General features: G+C 56.7%; 24 protein-coding genes and 2 riboswitches. Of the genes, 4 read left to right on the top strand and 20 right to left on the bottom strand.

What is annotated here, in order from left to right:
* Positions 1–7 precede the first annotated feature (7 nt).
* The 14 genes from E5161_RS11775 to E5161_RS11715 form a co-directional block, all read right to left on the bottom strand.
* On the bottom strand, positions 8–598 hold the full coding sequence (locus tag E5161_RS11775; protein WP_136778010.1) for a TIGR01440 family protein: 591 nt from the start codon (positions 596–598) through the stop codon (positions 8–10).
* Positions 599–624: 26 nt separating this feature from the next.
* Positions 625–1,083 (bottom strand): ribose 5-phosphate isomerase B, encoded by a 459-nt coding sequence (gene rpiB, locus E5161_RS11770; RefSeq protein WP_136778009.1) that lies wholly within the window; start codon positions 1,081–1,083, stop codon positions 625–627.
* Between the two features lie 140 nt (positions 1,084–1,223).
* Positions 1,224–1,306: riboswitch (ZMP/ZTP riboswitch) on the bottom strand.
* Between the two features lie 39 nt (positions 1,307–1,345).
* Positions 1,346–1,945 (bottom strand): low molecular weight protein arginine phosphatase, encoded by a 600-nt coding sequence (locus E5161_RS11765; RefSeq protein WP_136778008.1) that lies wholly within the window; start codon positions 1,943–1,945, stop codon positions 1,346–1,348.
* Positions 1,946–1,974: 29 nt separating this feature from the next.
* Positions 1,975–2,535 carry a manganese efflux pump MntP gene (locus E5161_RS11760; RefSeq protein WP_136778007.1) on the bottom strand — a complete coding sequence of 187 codons (561 nt, stop codon included), beginning with the start codon at positions 2,533–2,535 and terminating at the stop codon, positions 1,975–1,977.
* Between the two features lie 142 nt (positions 2,536–2,677).
* Positions 2,678–3,748, bottom strand: a complete 1,071-nt coding sequence (locus E5161_RS11755; RefSeq protein WP_425456510.1) for an L-threonylcarbamoyladenylate synthase — start codon at positions 3,746–3,748, stop codon at positions 2,678–2,680.
* Positions 3,749–4,170: 422 nt separating this feature from the next.
* Positions 4,171–4,935: a stage II sporulation protein R gene (locus E5161_RS11750; RefSeq protein ID WP_136778006.1), complete on the bottom strand. Its 765-nt coding sequence runs from the start codon at positions 4,933–4,935 to the stop codon at positions 4,171–4,173.
* A 268-nt stretch (positions 4,936–5,203) separates the two neighbouring features.
* Positions 5,204–6,106 (bottom strand): peptide chain release factor N(5)-glutamine methyltransferase, encoded by a 903-nt coding sequence (prmC, locus tag E5161_RS11745; RefSeq protein ID WP_136778005.1) that lies wholly within the window; start codon positions 6,104–6,106, stop codon positions 5,204–5,206.
* A gap of 18 nt (positions 6,107–6,124) precedes the next feature.
* Entirely contained in the window at positions 6,125–7,198 is a 1,074-nt protein-coding gene (gene prfA / locus E5161_RS11740) for a peptide chain release factor 1 (RefSeq protein WP_136778004.1), read from the bottom strand.
* Positions 7,199–7,380: 182 nt separating this feature from the next.
* Positions 7,381–7,527, bottom strand: a complete 147-nt coding sequence (locus tag E5161_RS20790) for a hypothetical protein (protein WP_169306673.1) — start codon at positions 7,525–7,527, stop codon at positions 7,381–7,383.
* A 236-nt stretch (positions 7,528–7,763) separates the two neighbouring features.
* Positions 7,764–8,864: a redox-regulated ATPase YchF gene (gene ychF / locus E5161_RS11735; protein WP_136778003.1), complete on the bottom strand. Its 1,101-nt coding sequence runs from the start codon at positions 8,862–8,864 to the stop codon at positions 7,764–7,766.
* Positions 8,865–9,016: 152 nt separating this feature from the next.
* Positions 9,017–9,232, bottom strand: coding sequence for a hypothetical protein (locus tag E5161_RS11730; RefSeq protein WP_136778002.1), 216 nt, complete (start codon positions 9,230–9,232; stop codon positions 9,017–9,019).
* A gap of 43 nt (positions 9,233–9,275) precedes the next feature.
* Entirely contained in the window at positions 9,276–10,067 is a 792-nt protein-coding gene (locus tag E5161_RS11725; RefSeq protein ID WP_136778001.1) for a GAF domain-containing protein, read from the bottom strand.
* A gap of 160 nt (positions 10,068–10,227) precedes the next feature.
* Positions 10,228–11,124, bottom strand: a complete 897-nt coding sequence (locus tag E5161_RS11720; protein WP_136778000.1) for a DUF6612 family protein — start codon at positions 11,122–11,124, stop codon at positions 10,228–10,230.
* Positions 11,125–11,427: 303 nt separating this feature from the next.
* Positions 11,428–12,681, bottom strand: a complete 1,254-nt coding sequence (locus E5161_RS11715; RefSeq protein WP_136777999.1) for a molybdopterin-dependent oxidoreductase — start codon at positions 12,679–12,681, stop codon at positions 11,428–11,430.
* A gap of 124 nt (positions 12,682–12,805) precedes the next feature.
* Here E5161_RS11715 and E5161_RS11710 point away from each other — a divergent pair, with 124 nt between their 5' ends.
* On the top strand, positions 12,806–13,528 hold the full coding sequence (locus tag E5161_RS11710; RefSeq protein ID WP_136777998.1) for a hypothetical protein: 723 nt from the start codon (positions 12,806–12,808) through the stop codon (positions 13,526–13,528).
* Between the two features lie 48 nt (positions 13,529–13,576).
* On the opposite strand, the gene E5161_RS11705 is transcribed toward E5161_RS11710, so the two are convergent.
* Entirely contained in the window at positions 13,577–14,935 is a 1,359-nt protein-coding gene (locus E5161_RS11705) for a TrkH family potassium uptake protein (RefSeq protein ID WP_425456509.1), read from the bottom strand.
* 75 nt (positions 14,936–15,010) lie between these two features.
* Between E5161_RS11705 and E5161_RS11700 the strand changes: the two genes are divergently transcribed.
* Positions 15,011–15,673 (top strand): potassium channel family protein, encoded by a 663-nt coding sequence (locus E5161_RS11700; RefSeq protein WP_136777996.1) that lies wholly within the window; start codon positions 15,011–15,013, stop codon positions 15,671–15,673.
* Between the two features lie 76 nt (positions 15,674–15,749).
* On the opposite strand, the gene trxA is transcribed toward E5161_RS11700, so the two are convergent.
* The 3 genes from trxA to E5161_RS11685 form a co-directional block, all read right to left on the bottom strand.
* Complete coding sequence (gene trxA / locus E5161_RS11695; RefSeq protein ID WP_136777995.1) at positions 15,750–16,061, bottom strand: thioredoxin; 312 nt, start codon at positions 16,059–16,061, stop codon at positions 15,750–15,752.
* 88 nt (positions 16,062–16,149) lie between these two features.
* The gene (locus E5161_RS11690; RefSeq protein ID WP_136777994.1) at positions 16,150–16,575 is read right to left on the bottom strand and encodes an RrF2 family transcriptional regulator; all 426 of its coding nucleotides are present in this window, start codon (positions 16,573–16,575) and stop codon (positions 16,150–16,152) included.
* Between the two features lie 105 nt (positions 16,576–16,680).
* Entirely contained in the window at positions 16,681–17,508 is an 828-nt protein-coding gene (locus E5161_RS11685) for an aldo/keto reductase (RefSeq protein ID WP_136777993.1), read from the bottom strand.
* 84 nt (positions 17,509–17,592) lie between these two features.
* On the opposite strand from E5161_RS11685, the gene E5161_RS11680 reads away from it, so the two are divergent.
* Complete coding sequence (locus tag E5161_RS11680; RefSeq protein WP_136777992.1) at positions 17,593–18,237, top strand: DsbA family oxidoreductase; 645 nt, start codon at positions 17,593–17,595, stop codon at positions 18,235–18,237.
* A gap of 47 nt (positions 18,238–18,284) precedes the next feature.
* On the opposite strand, the gene E5161_RS11675 is transcribed toward E5161_RS11680, so the two are convergent.
* Together E5161_RS11675 and E5161_RS11670 are read right to left on the bottom strand one after the other, a co-directional pair.
* On the bottom strand, positions 18,285–18,824 hold the full coding sequence (locus tag E5161_RS11675) for a DUF4352 domain-containing protein (protein ID WP_169306672.1): 540 nt from the start codon (positions 18,822–18,824) through the stop codon (positions 18,285–18,287).
* 101 nt (positions 18,825–18,925) lie between these two features.
* The gene (locus E5161_RS11670) at positions 18,926–20,362 is read right to left on the bottom strand and encodes an NAD(P)/FAD-dependent oxidoreductase (RefSeq protein ID WP_136777990.1); all 1,437 of its coding nucleotides are present in this window, start codon (positions 20,360–20,362) and stop codon (positions 18,926–18,928) included.
* 168 nt (positions 20,363–20,530) lie between these two features.
* Positions 20,531–20,630: riboswitch (purine riboswitch) on the bottom strand.
* 364 nt (positions 20,631–20,994) lie between these two features.
* On the opposite strand from E5161_RS11670, the gene E5161_RS11665 reads away from it, so the two are divergent.
* On the top strand, positions 20,995–21,894 hold the full coding sequence (locus tag E5161_RS11665; protein WP_136777989.1) for a cation diffusion facilitator family transporter: 900 nt from the start codon (positions 20,995–20,997) through the stop codon (positions 21,892–21,894).
* The last annotated feature ends 160 nt before the right edge of the window (positions 21,895–22,054 follow it).

The raw sequence follows: 22,054 nt of genomic DNA, 5'->3' as shown, positions 1-22,054 counted from the left end.
CAGCCGTTTAATCGCAGCTGCCGGAAGAAGGGTTCTCCGGAGGAAGTTCGTACACCGCACGAGCTCCGCCGATCAGCTTGGGCCGGGTGTACGCGGCGGTTACCCGCGCTTCGCCGATCCAGCGGACGGATGGACGGAAAGGAACGGCGACCGGGCGAAGATGCATGCCGATCAGCGTTTCTCCGATATCCAGGCCGGCGTGCGCCTGGACGCTCTCCACCAGACACGGCTCATTCATGCGCCGGTAGGCGTAAGCGGCCATCGAGCCGCCGGCTTTCGGAACGGGCACCGCGGACACGACTGTCCAGCCGTACTGTTCCGCCAGCGAACGCTCCGTCACCAGCGCGCGGTTCAGATGCTCACAGCATTGCCACATGGCGTGAAAGCCGACCCGGTGATCCATGACGCGCGCGACTCCTTCATGGATTTGCGCGGCCACCGTTTCCGCACCGGACGTGCCGATTCGTCGACCCTGCACTTCACTTGTGCTGCAGCCGATCACGACCAGGCCGCCCGGACGCACGTTCCCCGCCTCGACCAGTTCGCCCAACGCTTGTGCCACCGCATCGGCGATAGGCAGCGGTTCGGATGTCGTCATGACCGATCCCTCCTCGTCTCACTTGTTCACGGATGCAAGGCTTGACGATCTTCCAGCGCCATCACTTTGTTAATGCGGTTTTGATGGCGCTCGCCTTGTGAGAACGGCGTCTCGATCCACACTTTGACGATTTCCTCGGCAAGACCCGGCCCGATCACACGCTCGCCCATGGCGAGGACGTTCGTATCGTTGTGCTCCCGCGTCGCCTTCGCCGAGAACAGGTCGTGCACGAGCGCGCAGCGGATGCCCGGCGTTTTGTTCGCCGCAATCGACATGCCGATGCCCGTTCCGCAAATGAGAATTCCCCGTTCGGCTTCGCCTCCGGCAACCATTTGGCAGACCGGAACCGCATAATCGGGATAATCGACCGAATCCGCACAGCTGCAACCCACGTCGATAATTTCATGACCCAGCTGCCGAAGCATCGGAACGATGTCGTCCTTTAGCCGGTAACCCGCATGATCCGCACCAATCGCTATTTTCATGGTGAACCCTCCCTCGCATGTCCGTCCTTCACTTGACTCCAACTGGTATTATACCTGAATTGACCGGGCCGAACACCGTCCTCTCCCCATGAGAAGCCCTAAAAAGACAAAAAAGAGCGGACGCGCTCATTAAGCGCGCTGCTCTTCGCCCAGGCGACCGGCCGTCATTCCGGTGCTCCACCGTGGTTACTCCCACTTCGCGTCGCCAGTCACACCGAAACTTTAGATTGTAATCTCATGATAACGAAGGGCACGGCAAAAATCAATCGGTTTCCTTCGGACAGTCGTCCTCTTCGAGCTTGTCCACGACGAGCCGGAGAGCTGCTCCGATCTCCTCCGCGCAGCTTTCGTAATCGGTAAGAGATCCGCCGAAAGGATCGGCAATATCAAAGTCCGGGAGCTCCCGCTGGAGTCCCAGCATTTTCTCGCGGTCGGCTTCGGCCATCTTCCGGCCCATCGCCTGCTGCAGCTGCCATTCGGCATACAGCCGCTCCGCCTCGGCAACGGCGTCCATTTCGGCCTCACCCTGGAGAGCGAATTCCTTCAATGTATAGGTCTTGCCGGCAGCTTCCGGATGCCGCTCCAGAATCAGCCGCTTGTGCGAGGTCGTCATGGCTAGAATCACGTCCGCCCAAGCAATCTGCTTGGCCGAGAGCGCCTGAGAAGGACCGGGTACGGGCAAATTCCTTCTGCGGAGCGTTTCGGCCGCATGAGGAGACACCGGATATCCGTCGATCCCAGCCACACCGGCGGAACGGACTTCCAACGGTTTGCCCGCCTTGCGGGCCATGTCGGCCAACATCGATTCGGCCATCGGACTGCGGCATGTGTTGCCGGTGCACACGAGCAAAATGTGACGCAAAACTCTCCCCCCTAGATACTGTGATGCTGTTAAAAAAGAAACAGTAGTCCGAAAGTGAGCAGGATGACCCCGCCCAGCGCTTCTCCATAACCGCCCAAAGAGCGGCTGACCCGTCGTCCGAGCAGCAGGCCGAGCACGCTCATGACTCCGCCGAAAAAGCCGAACATCAGCACGGTAAACAACAAAAAGTCGGAAAACATGCCGAGCGAAACGCCTACGGAAAATGAGTCGATACTCACGCTCAAGGAGAATACGACGATTCCCAATCCGGAACGGTGATCGATCGAGTCCGTATGCTCCCCGCGCAGCGAACTGTACAGCATGTGGCTGCCGAGAAGCAGCAGCAAACCGCCGGCGACGGATGTGGCCACTCCCCCGAGCAGCTCGCTCACATAGTGACCAGTGACCATGCCGGCCAGCGGCATCAACATGTGGAAGAGCGCGATCACGGAGCTCAGCTTCAAGATGTCCAACAGCCGGACACCTTTTAACCCGATTCCGACGCCGAGCGAAAACGCGTCCATGCCCAAGGCGACCGCCATGAGCAATATGGCGATGAAGTGGCCGGCGGACGCGGACATATCAAACATAGCTTTCCCCCCCGACGCCGGCCGAAGACACACGCCCATATCCGGCGCGGCTGCGGCCGCGAATCCGCCTTTTGCTCTTTTTGAGCATATGCGGACAAGAAGGGGAACATGACCGACAGGGCGGTCAAGCGATGAGGACCGGTTACACCTGAAGCTCGCGGCCGCCCGCGGCTTTGCGCAGCCGGTTCATCAAGGCGGCGCCGATGCCGTCCTCGGGAAAGCCTTCCGCTACGATAAAGTTCAGACCGCGCTCGTCGCATTCCCGAAGCGCCGCGTACAACGCTTGAGCCGCGGAGTGAATGTCGTGCAAGGAGCCGCAAACAATGACGGCATCGGCGACGTCTTCATAGGCAGCGGCATGTTCCGCAGGTGCGAGTACGCCCACGCGTCTGTGGGCGCGTCGTGCCTCATCCGCGGCGCGGTGCGCGGTGTTGATGAGATGCTGCGGATCCGATCCCGTGATGAGAAGCATCTCGCCGCGCGGGGCATAATGCGTATACTTCATACCTGGCGAGCGAGGACCCTCTGCCTCCCCGGAATTGCGAGTTAGGTTTGCCGGCGCGATGGGAACCTCTGGGCCGAGTGCTTCTTGCAGCTGCTCGACCGTGACGCCTCCTGGACGAAGCACATGAACGGCTCCGTCGAGCACGCGCACAACCGTGGACTCTAGTCCGACGCCGGTCGGTCCGCCGTCGAGCACCCCGTCGATTCGTCCGTCCAGATCTTGCATCACATGCCGCGCCAGAGTCGGGCTCGGTCTGCCGGAACGGTTCGCGCTCGGAGCGGCAATCGGACATCCGGACTTCGCGATCAGCTTCCGGGCCAGCTCATGGGCGGGAATCCGGACCGCCACGGTGTCCAGCCCGGCCGTTACCAGCGGGGACACCGCGTCCGGCCGTACCGGCAGCACGAGGGTCAGCGGTCCCGGCCAAAACTTGTCGATCAGCGTCCGTTCGATTTCATTTACCCGCTCCGCCAACCCGTCCAACGCCTCCGGATCGGCCAAATGTACGATCAGCGGGTTATCGGACGGACGGCCTTTGGCCTCGAATATCCGGCTCACCGCCTCCGTGCTGCGGGCATCTCCGCCGAGACCGTACACCGTCTCTGTCGGGAATGCAACAACGCCGCCGGCGGCAAGAGACGCGGCGGCCTGTTCCAGGCCGGCTTCCATTGCTTCCGGCGGCCAATATTGCGTGTTCTTCGTGTTCACGTAATCATCCTCGGGCGCCATGATGTGTTGCCTTATTATAGCATATTGAATGTAGACAATCCGATAAACGACCACCGCCATGCGCTTTGGTTGACACCGTGACGGTTGTTAGTCAGTCACACTGACTAAGGAGTGCGTATGATCGCCACCACCACATTCGTTAGTCAATCACACTGACTAAGGAGTGCGTATGATCGCCACCGCCGCATTCGTTAGTCAATCACACTGACTAAGGAGTGCGTATAATCGCCACCACCACATTCGTTAGTCAATCACACTGACTAAGGAGTGCGTATAATCGCCACCACCACATTCGTTAGTCAATCACACTAACTAAGGAGTGCGTATGATCGCCACCACCACATTCGTTAGTCAGTCAGACCGACTTAGGGTTGCGCATCATGGCCCGTTATCCCCGTCGATCAGGAGAACAGTGACTTAAGAAAGCCCGCGAGCCCTTTGAGCATTTCCCAAAGGAAGAAACGCGCTTTCGGCTTGTCATCCTCCGCAGCTTGCACAGATGATACGGAATCAACTTTGGCCGATGTCTTAACAATTTTACCTTTTGATTTATCACCAGCCGGTTGTGCCGATGATACAGTGGGTTGCTGCCCAGCCGGCACCTCTTCGGCTTTGGTCGCCGCGGTCAGGCACAGCGGAGGGAAAAGTACACACCACCAGTTGGCGCCCGTTCCGCCGCCGAGCGTAATGCGGAGAGCTTCATAGTTTCCGGCGCTGTAATCGCGTCCTTTGAACACTTTATCCGGAAAAGGTACTGTGGCGAGTTCTACTTTGGCGTTGTAGGATACTTCCCAGTTCTGGAGCGTACGGTCGGCGGTTTGCTGAACTTCCCCTAAATGGGAGGCGATCAAAGCGCGGGCTTCATCATGCGTACCCGGCATGGCGCCCCAGGAACGGATCACATCTGCTACTTGATCTCGGACATCCGCCTTCACCTTCTGATCGAAAGAAGAATCGGAATTGGCGATAATCCGAATGCGGATCGCGTCCTGCGGAATTGCGAATACGTCTTCTTCGACGGCCGGAGAAGCTGCACCCAAGCTGGCGGTTAATCCGATCATCAATAGGAACAGGGCTAGAGCGGTTTTCAAAACGAGAGCGAGCGTGGAATAAGACGGGATCATAGCGGAAAAAGAAGAAAACATACCGAGGCCGAGACGGCGCATAGATTTCTCTCCTTAAGAGGGAGCACCCGTCGGTGCTCAGCTATGCGTTCCGGAACGTCTTAGCCATCAGTATGTCCTTTTGCTGAATCTATAAACCTATTAAAACGGGGGGATTTTCAGCTTTGTCGGTATCCCTCTCGCTCAGTTTCCTCTCTTTATCGGTATCCCTTTCGCTCAGCTCTCTTTGCCGGTATCCCTTTCGCTCAGCTTAAAGAAATGTTTGGGACATGAGCGAAGGGGATATCGATAAAGTGCGAGGAGGAACACCTCACCGTATGGCGATCACGTGCCGCTTGATGCCGGCGTAGTCGATGACGAAGCCGACATCGTCCCAATCGGCTGCGGCCCGCAAAAGTTCGGCGACATCGTCGGCTTGTCCGGCGCCCACTTCGAATGCGACCACGCGGGGCATCTTCTGCAGCTTTCGCAAATCCGCCGTCATGCGGCGGTACGGATCCAATCCGTCCGTTCCGCCATCCAGCGCCAAATGCGGCTCAAACTCCCGCACCTCGCGCTGCAAACCCAGTACATCGCCTGACGGAATATACGGCGGATTGGAAACCAGGATGTCGATCGGCTCGACCTCCGTTTCCGCCAAAAAAGGCTTCAGCAAATCCCCTTGCACGAACCAAATCCGTCCGTCCACGCCATGCGCAGCCGCGTTGCCGCGCGCCACGTCCAAGGCATCCGGCGACAAGTCGCTCGCCGTCACCCGCCAGCCTGGCCGCTCCGCCGCCAGCGTCACCGCCAACGCACCGCTACCCGTACCCACGTCCAGCACGGTCGGCCCGCCTCCACCGTCAACCGAATCCGGCCACAGCCGATCGCCCGCCGCCAGCAACGCTTCCGCTAGCAGCTCCGTCTCCGGCCGCGGCACGAGTACGGCCGGCGACACGGCAAACCGCCGCCCATAAAAATACTGCTCACCCGTCACATACTGCACCGGCTCGCCCGCTTCACGGCGGCGCAGCAAAGCCTCCCATGCGCCTTCCAGCTCCGCAGCGAAAGGCTCACGCCAGTCGCGCAGCAGCTCCGCCTTGCTCTTGCCAAGCAAATGCAAAAGAAGAAGCTCCGCATCCGCGGCCGCTTCTTCTACCCCAGCCTGGCTTAACCTCTCCGCACCAAGTCGCCATACTTCCTGCAGCGTCTTATGCCCGCTTACACTATTCACGCGCAAGCGCCTCCTGCCTTAGCCCATATTCTCGCGTTCAAGCAAAGCGGCCTGTTCGGCCAGCGTCAGCGTCTGCACGATTTCGTCCATATCGCCGTTCAGCACGGAATCCAGCTTATGGAGCGTCAGCCCGATTCGGTGATCCGTCACCCGGCTCTGCGGGAAGTTATACGTCCGAATCCGTTCGCTGCGGTCTCCCGTACCGATCTTCTCCCGGCGTTCTCCGGAGACTTTGGCTTCTTCTTCCTGCAGCTTAATGTCCATGATGCGGGCGCGCAGCACTTGGAGAGCCTTGGCTTTGTTATCGTTTTGCGATTTTCCGTCCTGACATGTCGCTACGATACCTGTCGGAACGTGCGTCACGCGCACGGCGGACTTGGTCGTGTTGACCGACTGGCCTCCGGCGCCGCTCGAACAGAATGTGTCTACGCGGATATCTTTGTCCAGTATCTCGATGTCCACTTCCTCCGCCTCCGGCATGACCACCACCGTCGAAGTCGACGTGTGGATCCGGCCGCCGGATTCAGTCTCCGGAACGCGCTGTACGCGGTGCGCTCCGCTTTCGTATTTCATTTTGCGGTAAGCTTCCGGCCCCTGGATCGTGAAAATCACTTCCTTAAACCCGCCCAGGTCGCTGACGTTCGCTTCGAGCAGTTCCGTACGCCAGCCTTGGCTGTCCGCATATTTGGCGTACATCCGGTACAGGTCGGCGGCAAAAAGGTTCGCTTCCTCTCCGCCGGCGGCGCCCCGGATTTCCACAATGACATTTTTCCCGTCGTTCGGATCTTTAGGCAGCAGCAAAATGCGGATGCTTTCCTCCAGCTCCGTTTTGCGCGCATCGAGCTCCTCGATTTCCATTTTGACCATGTCGCGCATTTCGTCGTCCAGCTTCTCTTCGAGCATCGCTTTGGCGCCGGTGAACTGTTCGATTACGGTTTTATATTCCGAATAGGCCCGATACGCTTCCTCGAGACCCGATTGTTCCTTCGCATAAGAACGCAGCCGCGCGGGATCATTGACCACGTCGGGATCGCACAGCAGCTCGCTCAACTTTTCATACCGATCCGCCAACGCTTGCAAACGGTCCAGCACGTTTCCTCAACCTCCATTATGATAGCCGCTTCATTCAAGCTGCGGCAGATTGCAAACTTCATTATAACATATCCCCGCAACCCCTTGACGGGCTGGATTTCCGGTCTTGCGGTAATGAGTTTGTCTCGCCGCCATGCAAAAGGGCTAGCCGCAGGGGGTTTTCGCCCGCTGCAGACAGCCCTTCAAGATTCCCGGCTCCTGCGTTCGGCGTCCCGCCTCAGCGCCTTGTTCACTTCTTCTTCGACGTAATCGCGTCTCGGCAATTTTGCATTGATGTTCAACAGAAGCACGACGGCAATGAGTAGCAGCGCAAGAATCAAATACTGCATGGTGTTCTCCCCTTCGCTCAGAGTCCGGTCAATCTATATTAGAAAAGATGACTCCTTAATGGAAAATTTGTCCTGTTTTTTCCAATGGTAAAGACGCAATTGTCTCCAAAAGGTTGCACCGATAAGTCTGCGAGGGGGAGGAAGGCGAATAACACTGTGCGGCAGTATTACTGGCGTGCCGGTAGGCTGGATCGCGACAAAAAAAGCGGCCCGAAGGCCGCCCTCACGATTACCACTCACACGTTAAACCGGAAGTGCATAACATCGCCGTCGGCGACGACGTATTCTTTGCCTTCCAACCGCAGCAAGCCTTTCTCGCGCGCGGCGTTCATGGATCCCGAACCTACGAGGTCCTGATACGATACAACCTCCGCGCGAATGAAGCCCCGCTCGAAATCGGTATGGATGACTCCGGCCGCCTGAGGTGCTTTCATTCCTTTGCGAATCGTCCAGGCGCGCACTTCCTGAACGCCGGCGGTGAAATACGTGTACAGTCCGAGCAGCTTGTACGCCGCGCGGATCAAGCGATCCAGGCCGGACTCCTCCAGCCCGAGCTCTTCCAGGAACATGGCCTTGTCCTCGCCCTCGAGCTCCGCGATTTCGCTCTCCACCTTCGCGCTGATCGGCACCACTTCCGAACCTTCGGCCACTGCGAACTCGCGTACACGCTTCACGTACTCGTTGCCTTCCGCATCGGCGGCTTCGCTTTCGCTCACGTTAGCCGCGTACAACACCGGCTTGATCGTCAGCAAATGCAGATCGCGCACGAGCAGCTTCTCTTCGTCCGTCAGCTCGACGCTCCGCGCCGGCTTCTCTGCCAGCAGGGCGGCATTGATGCGCTCGAGCACTTCAAGCTCCTGCGTGTACTTCTTGTCGCCGCCTTTCATGTTTTTGCGCGTGCGATCCATACGGCGCTCCACCGAATCCATGTCCGCCAAAATCAATTCGAGGTTAATGACCTCGATGTCATGAATCGGGTCCACCTTGCCCGAAACGTGGGTAATATTCTCGTCAACGAAACAGCGCACGACATGCACAATGGCATCCACTTCGCGAATGTTCGCGAGAAACTTGTTGCCGAGACCTTCCCCGCGGCTCGCGCCTTTCACCAGACCGGCGATGTCCACAAATTCGAAAGCCGTCGGCACGATCCGGTTCGGCTGCACGATTTCGGCCAGCTTCTGAAGCCGTTCGTCCGGCACTTCCACCACACCTACATTGGGGTCGATCGTACAAAACGGATAATTCGCGGACTCCGCGCCCGCTTGGGTGATAGCGTTAAACAACGTCGATTTGCCTACATTGGGCAGCCCGACGATTCCACACGACAGTGGCATCTTTTTAACCACTCCTTCTCAATTCTCAGCACATTATAACGGAAGCGGCGGGGAACGTCCACTCAAGCATGAACGGCCAACACCGACCTGTAGATCGCGCAAAAACGGCCTCGCCTTCCGCACGGAAGACGAAGCCGTAACATAACCACGCTTTATTTGCCGATGACTGGAGCCGAACGGTTCAACCTGCGGATCAAGACTTCGCTGGCCTGCCGGATCACCTGCTCATTCGCCTGCATGAGATTTCTCCGCTCGATCCGTTTGATCCATTGTTTGACACCGTCGCAACTGCCTGGAGACATGATCCTCTGTTCCTGCGCGGCCTCCGCGACCACCCGGACGAAAGGAACCTCTTGAAGATGAATCACGGTTCCACTCCCTTTCCGGGTAAGATTCTACCACAATTTGGTGTCAAGCACCACTGACGGCTGCTTCGTCGTCGGTCATCTGTTGAACGATGTTGACGTGTTCCTGGAAAATGCCCTCAAAAAGGACGCCGTACAGCTCACATAACAGCTCCACTTCTCGGCTCATGGGCTGGATTCCGTCCACGGTCAAGACGACCCATGTGCTGACCGGTACGCAAATGAGTGACCGATAAGGAGATTTCGAGTCGTGATTCGGCTCCCAATCATCGTCTTCCGTGACATCATCCACATGAATCAGCTGCCTTTTGCGCAGGCACCTCCCGGCGATGGAACGGTGAATGTGGAGACGGCGGCTCCCGGGATGGGTTTTCGGAAAACCCGAGCTGGCGAAAACGAGCAGAAGCGTTTCGTCCTGCTGGATCCACAGGGCACACCGGTGCCGCCCGCCGGCACTCACCTTGATGTCCGAAGACAGCGTATCCAGACATCGCTGGGCCAGCGACTCGACCTCGTTCATGCGGTTCAGTAGGTTTAAGCTCGATCGAAGGCCGTTTAATTGATGCAGCAAAGGGCTCAAATTCCCGCATGCGGTGGCCAGCTGTGACGCGACATTGTCCTGCCTCTCCGCTCGCTGAACCGCTTCATGCAGCCGGTCATTCAAGTGTTCGATCCGCCGGTCGCGGCTCATGATGCTATTCATCGACCGTGTAATCCTGGAAGCGCCGAATAAGGTCATGCCGAAAAAGATGATGAGCACCACAAGGAACAGCACGGCGGCCAAGCTGTAGAACCAAGGCGGCAGCTTGTCCAATATTCCTTTCAAAAAGCTGTCCATGAACTCCCCCCTTTTCAGATGGCAAGCGCTTCCATTTTAGCTCAATCACTCACTTTCCACAAGATTCCAGCGAACCAAGTAAACCTCGCTTTACCGTCCTCCCAACGCGGAAAATGTCGAAGCCGCCGCTCCGGGACAACCCGAAGACGACGGCCGGTGATCAATCCATAGGAGCCGGATCAAGCTCCGGCGCGTTCTTCGCTTCCTCGGGCACGACAATCCCCTCCGAAGCGTTATGTTGGCTGTAGCTGCCGGAAATGCTCTGTTCGAGCGTGGACGGCTTGCCCTTTACATATTCCACGCTCATGACCGAATCGATGCGATATGAAATCGGCCATTTGCGGGCCGCATCGAGCAACAGTTCGACCTGCATGGAGTCCAGCTTGATGCTGTTCCGAACTTTGGGATCCATGCCGGACAGATCGAGCGTGCTTTCGAGAATTTTGTCGAGAAATGTTCTTGCCTCAACACCTGCACCGTCGTAGCGGATGGTGAAGGTGTCCCCTTGAGGCTTGGCCTGCAAACCGGCGCCCAGCGCCCGGATATCCAGAATGGATTGGGCGGGATTGACCTGCAAATCGGACAACGTCTTCATGATGTCGGAGGTTTGGGAGGCGGACAGCTTGCTCCACTCTTCGAATTCCGGATCATACATATAATAGGCTTCCGGCACAAGAATCGATCGGATGGACGATTCTTCTCCGTCGATATCGCTTTTGATTGTCTGGTCCAGCTTCAAGGGACCCAGCTCCGCGCGGCCTTTCATATTGACGTTCACGCTGGAGTTGCCTTCTTCGCCTTCGCCGCTCAAATGCTGGATGAGCTCCAGCTCGAAAGCATATTTCTTCATTTGCTGCGCAGCCGCTTCGGCCTGATCGAGCAAGTCGGCAGCCGTCAGCTCCGCCTTGGACGGTGAAGGCGGCGGGGCAGACGATGCCGTCTCTTGCGGTTTCGCGGAATTCGAGCAAGACGCGAGAATAATGGCCGCGGCAAGCGCGAGCGCAGCCGCCGATAGCCGGCGGATCCGATGCGTGCCGGCAACAAAATAGGCTTTCATGCAGCCAGGCCTCCTTGCGGTCGATTATGTATAACGGGTCGGGCCGGCATCAAGACCGCGGAGACAGACACTCCCAGCGCTCATGATCCGGCCCGTCAAACAGCCTCTCTACGGTAACATACCCATTCCGGGAGAGCAAGCAACATAGCGGTCACTTTGCATCGGCGTCGCGCAGCAATGAAACTTGTCCATGATCCTGCCTCCGCCCCGTCTCGAAAGGGGTTATTTCAGTTGGAAAGAGCTGTTAGGTCTGATTTTCTCTCTGTTCTATCAAACGGAAAGAAGGACAAAAAAGTTACACCCTTATACCCCCTGGCCTCTCAGCCACGCATCCTTATCGTAGCCGCGGTCTTCCCAGTAGCCGATATGTTCCCCGTCGATCAGCTCGATGCGGTCCAGCCATTTCACGGATTTATAGGCATACATTTTCGGCACGATGAGCCGGACCGGCCCTCCATAATCCCGATGGATCGGTTGGCCGTCATGCAGTACAGCGACCATCACCCCGTCCATATTCGCCTGTTCCAGCGAAAGCGCGTCGGTATAAACCCCGTCCCCGGAGTAGAATTTGACGAACTTGGCTTTCGGTCTTACGCCCGCCTGCTTCAGCAGGTAAGAGAGCGGGATGCCTTCCCAAGTGTTGCGGTACACCGACCATCCGGTGACACAGTGAAAATCACTGACCTGCACAACGCGCGGTATGCCGAGAAACTGCTCCCAAGTCCACTCCGCCGGCTTCTCCACCAATCCGTCCAGAATGAACCTCCACGTGCCCGAATCGAACGTCGGCAGCCGGGTGACAGTATACACTTGAAACGAGCCCTGCGCCCCGCCTCCGATCACGTTGACCGAATCCGGCAGCGGCTGAGGAGCGGGAATCATGCGATTCGGATTTTCTCCGGGCGTAACGGTTCCCGAGATAGGGCCCAAACTCGCCTGACGCGCCAGCCAACGAAAAAACGGCGGAACTGCGGTCACGGTGAGCGCAACGCCGAGCGACCGTTTGAGAAACTGCCTCCGGTCCATCCAGGGTGACGGCGACGCCGGGTAAGGCGGAGGATCTGCCGCAGGATTCCGCGTTTCCGCGGCATGCTCGCGGATTGCCCTGCGCCCGGGCTGCTTCATCCACCGCAGGCGGGTGACGGAATGATAGACGAGGTAAGGAAGACCGATATACGTCAACAAGTCGTGTACCAGCAAAGCTGCGTTCGCCCAGCGTGGAGGAAAATGCCGGAGCTGCCATAGCACGATGCCCGAAAGAAGCCATCCGACCAGCAACATCAGCACGAATGCCAAATTTCCTTTTTGCCGCGTCCTCTCTTTCAGTTGCTTAAGATGCCGTCTCATAAGGGGAGCGTAGAGCACGATCAAAATGCCGAACACGACGCCCACCGCGATATGCAGCTGTTTGAGCCACACGCGCCCTTCTCCTAACCACCCGCGGATGGCCGCCCAGGAAAGCAGCAACCCGCTGACAGCCAGAAACAACGTGATCCAAGCGTTCCATCGGTGAAGTTCCGCCAGCTGCCTGCCGAAGCCCGGTTTTTTCCCTGTCATTCCGGTCCCTCCCCGCAAATTGGCCTTATTATCCGAATTATATAATATTTGCCGCGGAACATCCGGCGGTTTTTTGCGTCTAACCCAATACCGAATTTGTTGAACAACTAGGGGGAATGAAAGAATGCGCAGAGTGTACCCGCTGCTGCTGCTCGCAGCGCTGCTGGCGCTTCTATTGTCAGGGTGCGGAGCGTCGACCGCCAAAAGCGGTGCCGGGGATGTCCCCGTATCGCCCGGATCTACCGAGGTATCGGGCACAGGAACCGGTGGAACAGGCGGCGTGGATCCGCAAACGAACGGCGCGGCGGTGGAGCCGGTATCCGGCACGCCATCCCAGGAAGCCGGTCTCGACGCCAAACTGAAACAGACAGCCAAAGACGTTGTCGGCATGCTGCGCGATCGGGATCTAGAGCAGCTCGCCGGCGTCATTGATCCGTCGAAAGGGCTGCGGTTTTCCCCTTATCCGCACATCGACGTCAAGGGCGGCCGCGTGTTCAAGCCAGGAGAACTGCCGACCTTCAAGGATACCGGCAAGTTGGCATGGGGAGTTTATGATGGAAGCGGATCGCCGATCGAGCTGACGTTCCGCGATTATTTCGAGAAATTCGTCTACGACCAGGACTATGCCGGCGCGCCGAATATTAGCGTCAACAAGCTGCTCGGCACCGGAAACACGAAATTTAACGGGCTCGAAGTTTACCCTGACGCATCGTATGCGGAGTTTCATTTTCCCGGGTTCGACAAGAGCAAAGACGGAATGGACTGGGAAAGTCTCGTGCTCGTTTTCCGTCCGGCAGGGAATGACTGGAAGCTGTGCGCGATCGTGCACGGTCAGTGGACCATATAAGCGATGCCAAAAAGAAAGGTTCCCTTGCGCGGGAGCCTTTTCCTCTTCCTATCCGATGATGAGTTTTCCTTCCGGATGGCGGAACAGCTGTTTCTCCGTCTGCCCTCCCAGCGCGTAAGCGAGCGTAAGCGGCCCCAGACGGCCGGTAAACATCGTGAGCGCCAGCATGATCCTCGCAATATCGCTCAAGTGAGGCGTAATGCCCGTCGAGATCCCGACCGTACCGAAGGCCGACACCGTTTCGAACAGGATGCGGATGAACGGTTTGTCCTGGTCCGTCGTCGACACGATCATCGTCACGATGATGACAACGCCGATTGCCAGCATCGTAATCGTCAACGCCTTAAGGATGCGGTCTTTCGCGAGACGGTGCTCGTAGATGACGATATCCTCCTTGCCTCGGATCATCGTATGCACGCCCGCCACAAGTGTGGCCAGGGTGGTGACCTTGATTCCGCCTGCCGTGGAGCCCGGTCCGGCCCCGATAAACATGAGCAGGATGATGAAGAACTGGGTGGCCTGTCGCAGCGCCCCGATGTCGACCGTGTTGGCGCCCGCTGTTCTCGGTGTCACGGATTGGAACAACGAGGCGAGAATTTTACCCCGCCATGTCAGCGGAGCCAATGTATTCGTATATTCCAAAATAAAAATGACGGCTGCTCCCAAAACGATCAGAGTGGCGGTGACGGACAGAACGACCTTCGTGTGTAAGGACAACCTGCGTTTTTTCCGGTAATCGAGCAGCTCCGCCATGACCACAAATCCAATGCCCCCCAAAATGATAAGGGCCATCGAGACGATGTTCACCAGCGGATCGTCCACGTATGGCGTCAAGCTCCGGTATTCCCCGAACAAGTCGAAGCCTGCATTGTTGAAAAATGAGATCGCGTGGAAGACGCCGAAGTATGCGGCTTTGCCGAGCGGCATGTCGGCTGCCCATCGGAGGGTGAACAAGACGGCCGCCGCCGCCTCGATCGTGACGGAATACAGGAACACCCGGCGGATGAGCCGGACGATCCCCTCCATGTCGTGCTGATTCATCGCTTCCTGCAAAATGATGCGTTCACGCAAAGAAATGCGTTTTTTGAGCACCAGCGCGATCAGCGTGGCCATCGTCATAAAGCCGATTCCGCCGACCTGAATGAGCAGCATGATGATGATTTGTCCTTGGACGGAGTAAAACCGGCCGGTATCGACCACCACCAGACCGGTCACGCAAGTGGCTGATGTCGCCGTAAACACGGCGTCGAGGTAACGAAGACCCGTGCCTTCCGACGTTGCAAATGGCAGGGATAATAACAGTCCGCCAAGCAAAATAATAAGCGCGAATCCGGTAACCAGAAAACGCGGGGGCGACCAACGGGACAGTTTGAGCAAATCGCCGAACAATCGGATCACCTCTTTCAAGGGATACGGTTCCCCGTTTTTCCAAGGAACATGTCGGCGCCGCATTTTCAGAACATGGAGATGATCTTAGACGTTATGAAGAACACCCAATATGCGGTTATCGGTCTGGGAAGATTCGGCTCAAGTCTGGCCAAAGAGCTGGTGGCCCTCGGTCATGAGGTGCTGGGGGTGGACAAAAACGCGAACGTCGCCGACGAAATGAGCGCATGTCTGACGCATACCCTTGTAGCGGACACGACCGACGAAGAGGCGCTGCGGGCCATCGGGATCCGTAATATGGACTGTGTAGTGGTCGCGATCGGAGATGACATTCAGGCGAGTATACTGACGTCCATTCTGCTGAAAGACCTTGGCGTGAACAGGGTGGTAGTGAAGGCCTTGTCGGCGCTTCACGGGAAAGTACTGCAAAGAATCGGCGTCGACCGGGTCATCTACCCCGAGCGGGATATGGGGGTGCGCGTCGCGAACCAACTGGTGTCGCCGAATCTGCTCGATTTTATTGAGCTGTCCGACGAATATGCGATTGCCGAGATATCCGCGACCGGCAAGCTCGCCCGGCATTCGTTGAAGGAGCTGGACACCCGGGCGAAATACGGATGCACGATCGTGGCGATCAACCGGGAAAAGGAGACGATCGTCGCACCTTCCGCGGAAGAGGTTCTGCACGAAGGCGACGTAATGGTGATCATCGGCACCAACGAGCAAATTGACCGGTTCGAACGATCGGCCAATACGTAAAGGACGTTCTGCTGCACGCATAAAGAAGCCGCCGGTCGAAGGACCGGCGGCTTCAGTGCGAATACGTGATTTCGTCTTACATTTGGCCTTGGATTTTGGATTGCAGAGCGGCTTTGCTTTGCAGACCCACCATTTTGTCGATCGGTTGGCCGTCCTTGAACAGGATCAGCGTCGGAATGCTCATGACGCCGAACTGGCTGGCGAGCTCAGGCTCTTCGTCAACGTTTACTTTCGCGATGGTGGCTTGGCCTTTCAGTTCTTCGGCCAGCTCTTCCACGATTGGAAGCTGCATTTTGCAAGGTCCGCACCAAGGAGCCCAGAAGTCGAGAAGGGATACGCCTTGGGAGACCGTTTCGTTAAAGTTCTCTTTCGTGACTGCTACTGCCATGTCACATCACTCCTTATTCGAGTAAGATCGAAAAGATAAATCGCCTATGATGATCGGGCATCTGTAATATACCCGTTCCATCCGTGCCTCAAGCTTCTTGTTTGGCCTTCACCCGGGACAGCATCTGGCCGATCGTGATCTGCTCGAAATACATTTCAAGCTGGCGATCCGCACCGCAAAACACAGCGTTCATGACTTCGCCCATATTCGATCCGACGACGCAGTTCATCTCCGGGTTGCCGCTGCACCAGCTCGGAGCCAGAGAACCGGCAGCCAGCGCCCGGTAAATGTCCGCAAGCGTGACTTCCTCCGGCCGCCTGCACAGCTTGTATCCGCCGCCCGCGCCTTCCCGCGTGTCGACAAAGCCGCATTTGCGCAGACAGCTCATCACCTTGCGCACCCGCACCGGATTGGTGCACACGTTCGCGGCGATTTCTTCGCTTGTCGCCATTCCGTCAGGTCGATACGCCAGTAAAACGAGACTGTGAACGGCAATCACAAATTCACTGTTCATCGGCGCCGCCTCCCCTTCGGATACTGTAATCATATCAATTACAGATCGTGCTGTCAACAGATCGATTACCCGTAGGTTGTCGTGCGTTGTTCCCTTTTATCCCGGTTAGAAGTCGAAATTGTCCGGGTCCGCGCCGAATCTGCGGTTTTCGTTCAATTCATCGATGCGGTTCATGTCCTCCGGCTCGAGCTCGAAATCGAAGACGCCGGCATTTTCGCGAATCCGGGATTCGGTGACCGATTTCGGAATCGTGACGACGCCGAGCTGGAGGTGCCAGCGAATGACGATTTGGGCGGGTGTTTTGCCGTATTTGCGTGAAAGTTCCTGCAACAAAGGCAAATCCAGATTGCCCTGCATGAGCGGACGCCAGGATTCCAACTGGATCCCTTCCTTCCGGCAAAACATGAGCAGCTTCTTACGGGTGAGAAGCGGATGCATTTCCACCTGATTCACCATCGGCTTAATCCGGCAAGCGCCCATCAAATCCTCAAGGTGATGCTCCAGGAAATTGCTCACCCCGATGGCGCGGACACGGCCTTGTTCGTAAAGTTCCTCCAGCGCGCGGTATGTATCCTTGTACTTGCCCTTCACCGGCCAGTGAATCAAGTACAGGTCTACGTGACCCAGCCCCAGGTTGGCAGCACTTTGTTCGAAGGCGCGCAGCGTGTTGTCGTACCCTTGCTGGTCGTTCCACACCTTGGTCGTGACGAAAACCTGCTCGCGCGGTACGCCGGAATCCCGGACCGCTCGTCCGACACCCGCTTCATTTCCATACATGGATGCGGTATCGATGCTGCGATAACCGGCTTGGAGTGCGGCTCCGACCGCCCGCTCCACTTCCTCCCCTTCCTGGGTGCGCCAAACCCCGAGCCCGAGACGCGGCATCGCCACCCCGTTTAAGAGCTCCACCGTGGAGTCGATCGACATTTTCATGAGAATCCCTTCTTTCGTGAAACTCAAACCTTTTTCCATTATACTGAATCAATGAGCCGAACGTATAACCGGAGAGGTGATCGTATGAAAATCGAAGTGTATTCCGATATGGTATGTCCCTGGTGCCGCATCGGCAAAAAGAACATGAGCGACGCACTGGCGCAATGGGAAGAGCAAACGGGCGGCCAAGTTCCCGTAACCTATCGGGCGTATCAGCTCGATCCGACCCTTCCGCCGGAAGGCAAGCCGTTCCATGAGAGCATGGCGGCCAAAATGGGCGGCGCCGAACGTTTCGGTCCGATGCTGCAGCGGGTAACCGACGCAGGCGCGGAAATCGGTCTCACCTTCCGCTTTGACCGAGTAGCCACTTCGCCCAACACGCTGCTCGCGCACCGGATTACCGCGCTGCTTCCGGCAGACCTTCAAGATAAGTGGGTCAATGCGGTGATGGACGCGCATTTTGAACATGGGCGTAACATCGGTGAAATCGATACGTTGCTGGAAGTGGCGAACAGCCTCGGATTCGATACCGCCGAGTTGAGACAAAAACTTGAGGCGGGCGGCGGTATTGCCGAAGTCGAGCATGATATCGAGGCTGCGAAGGCGCTGGGCATCACGGGTGTGCCGTTCTTCATCATCGACGACAAGAATGCGTTGTCCGGTGCGTATCCGGTGTCCCAATTCATGGCGGCGTTCCGCCAAATCACGCAGCAATCTTCGGACGCCTAAACTGCAAAAAAGCGACCTGCCGCTCGGCAAGGTCGCTTTTTTGCAGTTTATTTCACTTTCCAGATCGCTTGACCGGATTCGAACGGATCGCTGAAAATGAATTCGAGCGAAGCCGCATCTTTCGGCACTTCGAATGCCACTTCCCCGCGCAGCTTTCTGCCGGCCGCTACGGCACCGTCGAAGTTGCCTTTCTGGTCGTCGACGATGGTGAGGTTGTATTGGTAACCTTGGTCGTCCGCCATTTTAGTTTGAAGCATGGAGGAAACGTTAATTTCTTTGTTGCCTTTATTTTCTGCGGTGATGTCCACCAGAAGGATCTTGTTTCCTTCCTTCGGCTTCATCAATTGGCTTTTCGACTCCCGTACGCCTGCCACGGTAACGACCAGGTCGTCGAAGTTCACGGAGTCGCCAAGTTTGTTCGTTTCTTCCGCTTTCGGGCTTGCAGATTCGGTTTCTTTGGCGGCCGCGGGCGAAGCTTGTGCCGAGGACTTAGCCGACGTAGAAGAATCCGCTTTGGAGATATTCGCTTCGCCGCACCCGGCAAGTACTACCGTTAATACGGCAAGTAAAGCAACAAGTTTTTTCACTGCAATGTATGTCTCCCTTCGATGTGTGAAAATGTAACAAGCGTCATTCTACTACAAATTCAACAAGGGAGTACGGGTTTTAGGCAATTTTTAGCTAACAATTAATTATTACCTGTAATGGCACGTGCGATCCAAACGCCCGCGGCGCCGGCTTGCGCCAGACCGCGTGTCACGCCGGCGCCGTCACCGCCGCAGTAGAGGCCGGCGATTTCCGTCTCGAGCTTCTCGCTCAACTTAGGGCGTGCGGAATAAAACTTCGCCTCGACCCCGTAGAACAACGTATGCTCGGAAGCGATGCCTGGCGTGACCTTGTCCAGCGCATCGACCATTTCGATCAAGCTTTTCATCGTGTTATACGGAAGCACCAGCCCCAGATCGCCCGCGACAGCTTCTTTCAGTGTCGGCTCGATAAAGCCTTCCTTGATCCTTCCCTCCGTCGAGCGGCGTCCGCGTAAAATGTCCCCATATTTCTGCACGATGACACCGCCTCCGGACAAATCGTTCGCCCTTTTGCAAATCTCGCGCGCATACTCATTCGGTTTGTCGAACGGTTCCGTGAACTTGTGCGATACGAGCAGTGCGAAGTTGGTGTTGTTCGATCCCAGTGCGGGATCCTTGTATGCATGGCCATTAGCCGCCATGACGCCGCTGTGATTTTCGACCACGACGTGACCGGACGGATTGCTGCAAAAAGTGCGGACCCGCGTGCCGACCGAGGTGTTAAAGACGAACTTGCCCTCATATAAATGCTGATTAATTTCCCTCATGACCACATCCGAGGTTTCCACCCGCACGCCGACATCCACCTGATTGTTCGCCATGCGCAAACGGCGCTTCTTGAGCACCTCGGCGAGCCAAGCCGATCCGTCTCTTCCCGGAGCGACCACGACGCGCTCTGCCGAGAGCTCTTCGCCGTTCTTCAGCACGATGCCCCGCACGCTGTGCTTTCCATCTTCCTTCACGGTGATCAGGTCCGCCACTTCCGTTTTGAAGCGCATGTCGATGCGGCTTTGCAAATACGAATAAATGGATTTCATAATCTCCAGGTTCTGCTCGGTGCCCAAATGCCGCACCTGCGCCCTCAGCAGCTTCAGTCCTGCCGCGTAAGCGCGATGCTCGATCTGGCGCACCACGTCGGTGGTCGGATCGGTCACTTGCGGAGTGGCGCCATGCTCGAGGTTGATTTCATCTACATACCGGATAAGACCCAGAACCTGCGAAGGCGCCAAATAATCCGTCAGCCATCCCCCGAACTCGGTTGTAATGTTGAACTTGCCGTCGCTATAAGCCCCGGCCCCGCCGAAGCCCGCGGTAATGGAGCAGGCAGGCAGACAGCCGGCAAACTCTTTTTTACCGGCCGGCGGCGGGCACAGTTCAATTTTATTTTCAAGAATAGGACAATGCCGGTGATGGATATCATGACCTTTGTCGACCAGCAGCACCTTAAGATGAGGCGCTAGCCGCGTCAGCTCATAACAAGTGAAGATGCCGGCCGGGCCCGCGCCGACCACGATGACGTCGTAAGTTGAAGTTGCCAATGATGTCGCCTCCAAAAATGGATTTGGATCCGCTTCGACCCAAGCATAAACGGCTGACGCCTTCTTTTGGGATGGCGAATGAACGTTTATGTCGAGGTGATTCAGAAAAGAATGCTGATTTCTCATACTTTCTGAATCACACAAAAAAATCCCGACTATCGAAGGGTGTGGTCAAGCCACATCCTTCGTAGTCAGGAATTTGCGGTTCCTGGTAGATACCTCCGTCCCTTATTAACGGAGTTATACGATGGACTATCCTGGTCACGCTATCGCGCTTCCATACCGTAGTCTAAAGTAATTTCGCGTACAAGTCAAGGTACAGGAGCCGACAATATTCGTATTATGCGATAAATAACACAGAAGTGAATTTTAATACCCCTCATTTTGACGTCTAAATCCGAACATTAATTTTTTGTGCGTTCGTCCATTGTATCCATGTCCGGTTTCTTCAACAGCTTCACTATGATAAAATGGGGAAGTTACAACGAAGACTCCCGTCGGAGAGGGCGGATGCGCATCATGAACGGTACGGCGGAATCCATGCATAAAAACGATACAAGCCTTTGACCCTAGGGTCGGAGGCTTGATTTATTTTTTGCACTCGGCAAACTTTATTTGAGGGAGTTATCATTGTGGCGGATAGGCATAATCAAAGCTTGACGGCGATTTGGATCAGTTTAATCAGCAACGTTCTTCTTACCGTGTTGAAATTGGTGGTCGGTCTGCTGTTCGCGAGTCCCGTGCTTGTGGCGGACGGCGTGCACAACGCGGGCGACATCATCGCCACGGTTGCCGCGCTGTCTTCCTCCATGGTGTCGAAGAAACCGGCCGATGAAGATCATCCTTACGGCCATGGCAAAGCCGAAGTCGTCGCCTCCGCGTTGGTGGCGATCATTCTGGTATTGGCTGCTTTCTGGGTCGGCGTGCACTCCATCGGAGCCTTGCTGGAACCGCCGCATGGCGGAGAAAGCTGGCTTGCGCTCGGAGCCGCGGCTTTGTCTCTTATTTGGAAGCAGATTTTGTACGTCTATACGATCGGCATCGGGCGGCGCAACCGTAGCAAAAGCGTGCTGGCCACCGCGTACGACCACCTCGCCGACGTGTATGCATCCGCTGCGGCCGTGCTCGGCATCGGCTTGGGCGTGCTCGGGGAGCGTATGGGCTGGGATTGGGCCGCTTATGGCGACCCCGTCGCCGGCATTATCGTCGCTCTGCTGGTGTTGAAGCTTGCTTACGGGATGGCGCGCGAAGCCGTTGATATTCTGATGGAGAAAAACGTAGCTGCCGACAAACTGACCGAATTTGAGTCCTTGATTCGCGAGGTGTCGGACATCAAACGCGTGGACCGCATTCGCGCGCGCGAGCACGGACATTATGTGACGGTTGACGTGAGGGTCGGTATCCCCGGCTCCTACACCATTCAGCAAGGGCATGACATCACCCGTAAAATTAAACAATCCATCATGGACGCGGATCCCTCTGTGGTGGAAGTGCTGGTGCACCTGAATCCCTGGTATGAAGGGGAGAGTTGAGGTACTTGCTGACACCGGTCCATGCTGCTGTAAAGTAATTTTCTTGCCTTACACGCGCCAAACCACCCGTCCGTGCTGCTGTAAAGCAACTTTTTTGCCTTACACGCGCCAATCCAGCGGTCCGCGCTGCTCCAAAGCAACTTTATTGCCTTACACGCGG

This window comes from Cohnella pontilimi (genome assembly GCF_005049045.1).
In the GTDB taxonomy this organism is placed as follows: domain Bacteria; phylum Bacillota; class Bacilli; order Paenibacillales; family Paenibacillaceae; genus Cohnella; species Cohnella pontilimi.
This window is presented reverse-complemented; position numbering and strand designations above follow the sequence as displayed.

Excerpts from the sequence above, each read along its gene's own strand:
- E5161_RS11775 (WP_136778010.1), bottom strand. The coding sequence starts at position 598 with ATGACGACATCCGAACCGCTGCCTATCGCCGATGCGGTGGCACAAGCG.
- rpiB (WP_136778009.1), bottom strand. The coding sequence starts at position 1,083 with ATGAAAATAGCGATTGGTGCGGATCATGCGGGTTACCGGCTAAAGGAC.
- E5161_RS11760 (WP_136778007.1), bottom strand. The coding sequence starts at position 2,535 with ATGTTTGATATGTCCGCGTCCGCCGGCCACTTCATCGCCATATTGCTC.
- E5161_RS11750 (WP_136778006.1), bottom strand. The coding sequence starts at position 4,935 with ATGCGCCGTCTCGGCCTCGGTATGTTTTCTTCTTTTTCCGCTATGATC.
- E5161_RS20790 (WP_169306673.1), bottom strand. The coding sequence starts at position 7,527 with ATGCAGTATTTGATTCTTGCGCTGCTACTCATTGCCGTCGTGCTTCTG.
- ychF (WP_136778003.1), bottom strand. The coding sequence starts at position 8,864 with ATGCCACTGTCGTGTGGAATCGTCGGGCTGCCCAATGTAGGCAAATCG.
- E5161_RS11725 (WP_136778001.1), bottom strand. The coding sequence starts at position 10,067 with ATGGACAGCTTTTTGAAAGGAATATTGGACAAGCTGCCGCCTTGGTTC.
- E5161_RS11720 (WP_136778000.1), bottom strand. The coding sequence starts at position 11,124 with ATGAAAGCCTATTTTGTTGCCGGCACGCATCGGATCCGCCGGCTATCG.
- E5161_RS11715 (WP_136777999.1), bottom strand. The coding sequence starts at position 12,681 with ATGACAGGGAAAAAACCGGGCTTCGGCAGGCAGCTGGCGGAACTTCAC.
- E5161_RS11710 (WP_136777998.1), top strand. The coding sequence starts at position 12,806 with ATGCGCAGAGTGTACCCGCTGCTGCTGCTCGCAGCGCTGCTGGCGCTT.
- E5161_RS11700 (WP_136777996.1), top strand. The coding sequence starts at position 15,011 with ATGAAGAACACCCAATATGCGGTTATCGGTCTGGGAAGATTCGGCTCA.
- trxA (WP_136777995.1), bottom strand. The coding sequence starts at position 16,061 with ATGGCAGTAGCAGTCACGAAAGAGAACTTTAACGAAACGGTCTCCCAA.
- E5161_RS11690 (WP_136777994.1), bottom strand. The coding sequence starts at position 16,575 with ATGAACAGTGAATTTGTGATTGCCGTTCACAGTCTCGTTTTACTGGCG.
- E5161_RS11685 (WP_136777993.1), bottom strand. The coding sequence starts at position 17,508 with ATGAAAATGTCGATCGACTCCACGGTGGAGCTCTTAAACGGGGTGGCG.
- E5161_RS11680 (WP_136777992.1), top strand. The coding sequence starts at position 17,593 with ATGAAAATCGAAGTGTATTCCGATATGGTATGTCCCTGGTGCCGCATC.